Source organism: Gemmatimonadales bacterium, assembly GCA_030697825.1.
Taxonomy (GTDB): Bacteria; Gemmatimonadota; Gemmatimonadetes; order Gemmatimonadales; family JACORV01; genus JACORV01.
In genome coordinates this window covers 1-5,534 of sequence record JAUYOW010000125.1, presented here as the reverse complement: position 1 = coordinate 5,534, position 5,534 = coordinate 1, and the positions used below count along the sequence as shown (strand labels likewise).

At 69.3% G+C, this 5,534-nt stretch carries 4 protein-coding genes; 3 read left to right on the top strand and 1 reads right to left on the bottom strand.

The window, feature by feature from the left end:
* Nucleotides 1-289 (bottom strand): hypothetical protein (locus Q8Q85_06525; GenBank protein MDP3773906.1); only part of this gene is annotated, 289 nt, incomplete at its 3' end.
* Between the two features lie 384 nt (nucleotides 290-673).
* On the opposite strand from Q8Q85_06525, the gene thrA reads away from it, so the two are divergent.
* The 3 genes from thrA to thrC are packed head-to-tail and all read left to right on the top strand — an operon-like array spanning nucleotide 674 to nucleotide 5,420.
* Nucleotides 674-3,199, top strand: coding sequence for a bifunctional aspartate kinase/homoserine dehydrogenase I (gene thrA, locus Q8Q85_06520; GenBank protein ID MDP3773905.1), 2,526 nt, complete (start codon nucleotides 674-676; stop codon nucleotides 3,197-3,199).
* A complete protein-coding gene (locus Q8Q85_06515) occupies nucleotides 3,196-4,140 on the top strand; it encodes a homoserine kinase (protein ID MDP3773904.1) in 945 nt (314 codons plus the stop codon). Before thrA ends, Q8Q85_06515 begins: the two co-directional genes overlap by 4 nt.
* Nucleotides 4,137-5,420 carry a threonine synthase gene (thrC, locus tag Q8Q85_06510; protein MDP3773903.1) on the top strand — a complete coding sequence of 428 codons (1,284 nt, stop codon included), beginning with the start codon at nucleotides 4,137-4,139 and terminating at the stop codon, nucleotides 5,418-5,420. Before Q8Q85_06515 ends, thrC begins: the two co-directional genes overlap by 4 nt.
* Nucleotides 5,421-5,534 lie beyond the last annotated feature (114 nt).

Here is a 5,534-nt window from a genome sequence, read left to right as displayed (position 1 = left end):
CCGGCTGGGGCGCGAGCGCCGCGTACCTGCTGAGGAAGTCATTGAAAGCCTGCGTGGCGACCCCATCCCCCACGAGAACCGTCCCCGCAATGGGGCAGCTGGTCAGGGTGACCGAGCCGGTGGGGGTGGCGAGGAAGGTGCCCACGTCTCCGGTGATGGCCCCGTCCGTGCAGGTCACCGCCGCATTGGCGAGCACCGCGAAATTCGACGCCGCGGCCGATCTGGAGAGGAGCGGGGGCGCGTTGATGCGGGACGCGGAGTCGCTGCACGCCGCGGAGAGCAGCGCCAATGTGACGAGGACTCCCGCGGCAAATCTGGGCGGAGCAAGCGCCCGTACCTAGCGGTGCGGCTCGCAGCCGGAGTGCTACGCCAGCGAGCGACTGTGCGGTCGTTGGCGAGGAAGATCCTACAATCCCAGGAAGGATGTTCAAACGAGCGGGAGTGCGGGCGAGGGAGACCGGGTGAAGACTACGGTTTCCGCCATCGTGCCGTAGCCGACGAAGGCGATTTTCTGGTCGAGCTATGGATCCTCCCCATCGGGTGCGGCGCCACGGGCGCGGATGCTCTTAGATCGCACCAGCGCATCCATCCCGTACGTGTCCAGCGCATGTGGAGCACCGGATAGGACTTTGGCCAGCGGCGCGATATCTTGCGCGCCATGGCTCAAGGACCAATGACTCGTCTCGAAGTGCACAAGTTCGGGGGCACGAGCGTCGGCGACGCCCGCCGCATCTCGGGGTGCGCCGCCATCCTTGCCGAGGTCGCGCCGCGCGCGCGGGTCGTCGCAGTCGCGTCGGCCATGGCCGGGGTCACCGACCGGCTGGTGGCGTCGGCCACGGCCGCGGCCCACGGCGAGCGCGACGCCGCACTCGCGATCGTCGCGGAGATTCTCGAGCTCCACGAGGTGGCACTGCGCGCGCTCGCGGCGGAGGCGCCGGACGCGACGCTCGCGTTCTTCCGCGCGACCTGCGCCGAGATCGCCGAGCTGGCGCGCGCGGCCAGCCTGCTGCGCGACCTCTCGCTCCGGACGCGCGACCAGATCATCGCCGCGGGCGAGAAGATGTCGGTGCGTCTGCTGGTGCTCGCGCTGCGCGCGTGCGGCGTTCCCGCGCAGGCCATGGACGCTGACCTCTTTCTCGAGACGGATCAACGCTTCGGCGAGGCGAATGCGCTTCCCGAAATCGCGCGCCACACGATCGCCGGGGCCCTGCTTCCCGTGCTCGAACGCGGGGAGATTCCGGTCGTGACCGGCTTCTGCGGGCGCGCGCCGGATGGTGCCACCACGACGCTCGGACGCGGTGGTTCCGACCTCACGGCGACCCTGGTCGCCGCGGCGCTCCATGCCGACGAAGTCACGATCTGGACCGACGTCGACGGTGTGTTCAGCGCGGATCCGCGGATCGTTCCCGAAGCCAGCGTCATCCGCCAGCTCAATTTTCGTGAGGCGGCGGAGATGTCGTACTACGGCGCCAAGGTTCTCCACCAGCGCACGATGATTCCGGTGGCGGCGCTCGGAATCCCGGTGCGCACGCGCAACTCGTTCGCGCCGGACCGCGCGGGAACCGTGGTCGATGGAACCTTCACTCCCGGCTCGCATCCGGTCAAGGCCGTGACCGCGGTGCGCGAGCACTGTCTGGTCTCGATCGAGGGCAAGGGCATGGCCGGCGTTCCCGGTGTCGCCGCGCGCGTGTTCGGCGCGCTCGCGAGCCGGAAGATCAGCGTGACCATGATCAGCCAGTCGAGCTCCGAGTGTTCAATCTGCCTCGCGGTCCCGGCCGAACAGGCCACGGAGACGGAGACCGCGCTCAAGCTGGAGCTGCGCGGCGATCTGTCGCTCGGAAGCGTCGACGAGATCGCGGTCCGCCGCGGCGTGGGACTCGTGGCGGTCGTGGGTCTCGGCATGGCGCACACGCCGGGGGTCGCGGCGCGCGTGTTTTCGGCGCTCGGTGCCCGCGGCATCAACGTGCTCGCCATCGCGCAGGGCTCATCGGAGCTCAACATCTCGCTCGCGGTCACCGACGCGCGGACCCCCGACGCGATCCGCGCGCTGCATGCCGAGTTCGGTCTCGATCGTCTCGATACGGGGGAAGACACCACGCGTCGCCTCGATCTCCTCCTGCTCGGCTGCGGCAAGATCGGGCGCGCGCTGGCGGGGCTTGTGCTGCAGCGCAGCGGACATTTCTTCGAGCGCTTCGGGCTCTCGCCGCGGATCGTGGCCGTGGCCGATCGCAGTGGCTACCTGTTCCGGCCGAATGGCATCACGCCTGCGGAGCTCGATGCGATCTGGCGCAAGAAGGAGTCCGGCATCCCGCTGGCATCGTCGGATGGGGCGACGGCGTCCTCCGATCCGGTCGAGATGGTCGCCGACGCGATGCGCTACCGCCTCGCGCGTCCGGTGCTGGTCGACGTGTCCGACTCGGATGGGACGCACGACGCCTATCTCGAGGCGTTCCGTCTCGGGTGCGACGTGGTGACGGCGAACAAAAAGCCGCTCGCGGGTTCGCTGGCGACATTCCGCGCGCTGCGCGCTGCGGCCGAGGCCGCGGGACGCCTGCTCAGGGCCGAGGCCACGGTCGGCGCGGGGCTTCCGGTCGTGGATACGCTCGAGATGCTGCTCGGAACCGGCGACCGCCTGATCCGCGCGGAAGGCTGTCTGTCGGGGACGCTCGGTTTCGTGATGGCGCGCCTCGAGGAAGGAATGCCGTTCTCGCGCGCGGTGGCGGAGGCGATGGAGCTGGGATACACCGAGCCCGATCCCATCGCCGACCTCTCGGGTGCCGATGTCGCTCGCAAGGCCGTGATCCTCGGCCGGATCTCGGGGCTCGCTCTCGCCAGTCAATCCGTGAACGCCGAGAGCCTCGTCGACCCGTCCCTCGCGGGATTGCGCAAGGACGAGTTCCTGAAACAGCTCGCGTCCTACGATGCCCCGATGCGCCTGCGCGTCGATGCCGCCCGCAACGACGCACACGTGCTGCGCTACATGGCGAGGATCGCGGCGGACCACATCGAGGTCGGACTGGTCTCCGTGGCGCTTGATTCTCCCGCCGGACGTCTGCACGGGACCGACAATCTGATCGTGTTCACGTCCGAGCGCTACGACGTGAGGCCGCTGGTCGTGATGGGCCCCGGTGCCGGAGTCGAGGTCACCGCCATGGGAGTGGTCGGCGACATTCTGAGAATCGCGGCGGAGCGCCGATGAGCGCGCACCGCGAGCGCGCGGGTGGCGTGAGCGCGTTCGCTCCCGCGACCGTCGCCAATCTCGGCCCCGGCTTCGACGTGCTGGGGCTGGCACTCGCGGGACCGGGCGACACGGTCACCGCGCGCTTCGCGGCGGAGCGTGGCGTGCGCATCGTCTCGATCACGGGCGACGGCGGGGCACTGCCGGCGGATGCTCAAAGGAACACCGCCGGCATCGCGGCCGCGCGGACACTCGAGCGTGCCGGCGTGGCCGTGGGTGTCGAGCTTGAGATCGCGAAGGGTCTGCCGATCGGATCGGGTCTCGGCAGCTCGGCCGCGAGTGCCGCAGCGGCCGCACTCGCCGTCAACGTGCTGGTCGGCTCTCCCCTGCGCAAGACCGAGCTGATCGCTCCGTGTGTCGAGGCCGAGGCCGCGGTCGCAGGACGGCATGCGGACAACGTGGCGCCGGCGCTGCTCGGCGGGCTCATCCTCATCCGCTCCATCGATCCGCTCGACCTGATCCGGCTGCCGATCCCGCAGGGACTTACCGTGGCGGTGGTCACTCCGCGCCACGTCGTCGACACGCGCGCGGCCCGTGCGGCACTCCCCCGCGACGTGCCGCTCCCGCAGATGGTCCTCGGCACCGCCAACCTCGCCGCATTCGCGAGCGCCTGTTTCTCGGGCGACCTCGCGCTGCTCGCACGCTGCATGACCGACGACGTGGTCACGTCCGCGCGGGCGCATCTGATTCCCGGATGCGCCGACGTCATCGCCGCCGCGTTGAAGGCCGGGGCGCTCGGGAGCTCGATCAGCGGTTCGGGTCCCTCGATCTTCGCGCTCTGCCACTCCGAGCGGATGGCCGCGGACGCAGCGCGCGCGATGAGCGAGGCATTCCTGCGCGCGGGCCTCGAGTCGTCGACGGTGTTGTCACCTGCGGATTGCCCGGGAGCGCGCGAACTGTGATCGAACCGCTCTGGAACCTCACGTGCGTGGACTGCGGAGCCGTACATCATGGCCTCGCGATGCGCTACCGCTGCGACTGCGGCGGGACGCTCGACGTCGTGCACGCCTTCGACCGCCATCCCGCGCGCGTCGACTTCGCCACGCTGGATCAGCGCCTCGGCTCGTTCCGCGCCAGCGACCGGTCGGGGGTGTGGAGATTCCGGGAATGGGTGCTGCCGCTCGAAGAGGATCGGATCTTCACGAAACCCGAAGGGAACACCAACCTCTACCGCTCGCGTTCGCTCGCGGACTACGCGGGTCTGGAGAACCTGTCGCTCAAACACGAGGGCGAGAACCCGACCGGGTCGTTCAAGGATCGCGGCATGACCGTCGCCATCAGCGTCGCGCGCCTGCTGGGGATGACGAGCATCGCCTGCGCCTCGACCGGCAACACCTCGGCCTCCATGGCCGCGTACGCCTCCGCATGCGGCATGCAGTCGTTCGTGCTCATTCCGGAGGGCAAGATCGCGTATGGAAAGCTGAGCCAGGCCCTCGCCTACGGAGCCCGGACGATCCAGATTCGCGGCAGCTTCGATGCCGCGATGGAACTCGTCGAGAACGTGTGTCGTGAACGCGCGATCTACCTCGTCAACTCGATCAACCCGTTCCGCATCGAAGGGCAGAAGTCGATCGCGTTCGAGCTGCTGCAGAACCTGCGCTGGCAGATCCCCGATTGGATCGTGCTGCCGGGCGGCAATCTCGGCAACAGTTCGGCGACCTATAAGGGGCTCGCCGAGCTTCGCTCCCTGGGTCTCATCTCGAAGCTTCCCCGCATCGGCGTGGTGCAGGCCGAGGGTGCGAACCCGCTCTACCGGGCGTATACGAGCCGAACGCCGCTGGTACCGGTGCCCGAGCCCCACACGATCGCCACCGCCATCCGCATTGGCAGTCCCGTGTCGTGGAAGAAGTGCCTGCGTGGGATCCACGCGACCGAAGGCGTCGTCGAGCAGGTGAGCGACCAGGAAATCCTCGACGCCAAGGCCCGCGTGGACGCCGCGGGGATTGGGGCCGAGCCCGCGTCGTGCGCCGCGGTGGCCGGGATTCGCAAGCTCGTCGAACGCGGAGTGATCGGGCGGAGCCAGCGCGTGTGCGCGATCCTCACCGGGCACGTGCTCAAGGACCCGGACGCGGTGGTCGGCTACCACCGCGGAGAACTCGAGGGAATCGTCCCGCGCTACGCCAACCCTCCCGTGACCTGCGACGCGACGCTCACGGCGGTGCTGCGCGCGATGGATGGCTAAAGGATAGGAACTCTCATGCGCGCGAGGACGGAGGGGCCAGACAGCGCCCCTCCGCCTCACGGTTCACGAACCGGCCTTAGTGACCGCGTTTGCTGCCCTCTCAGCCGGTGACCG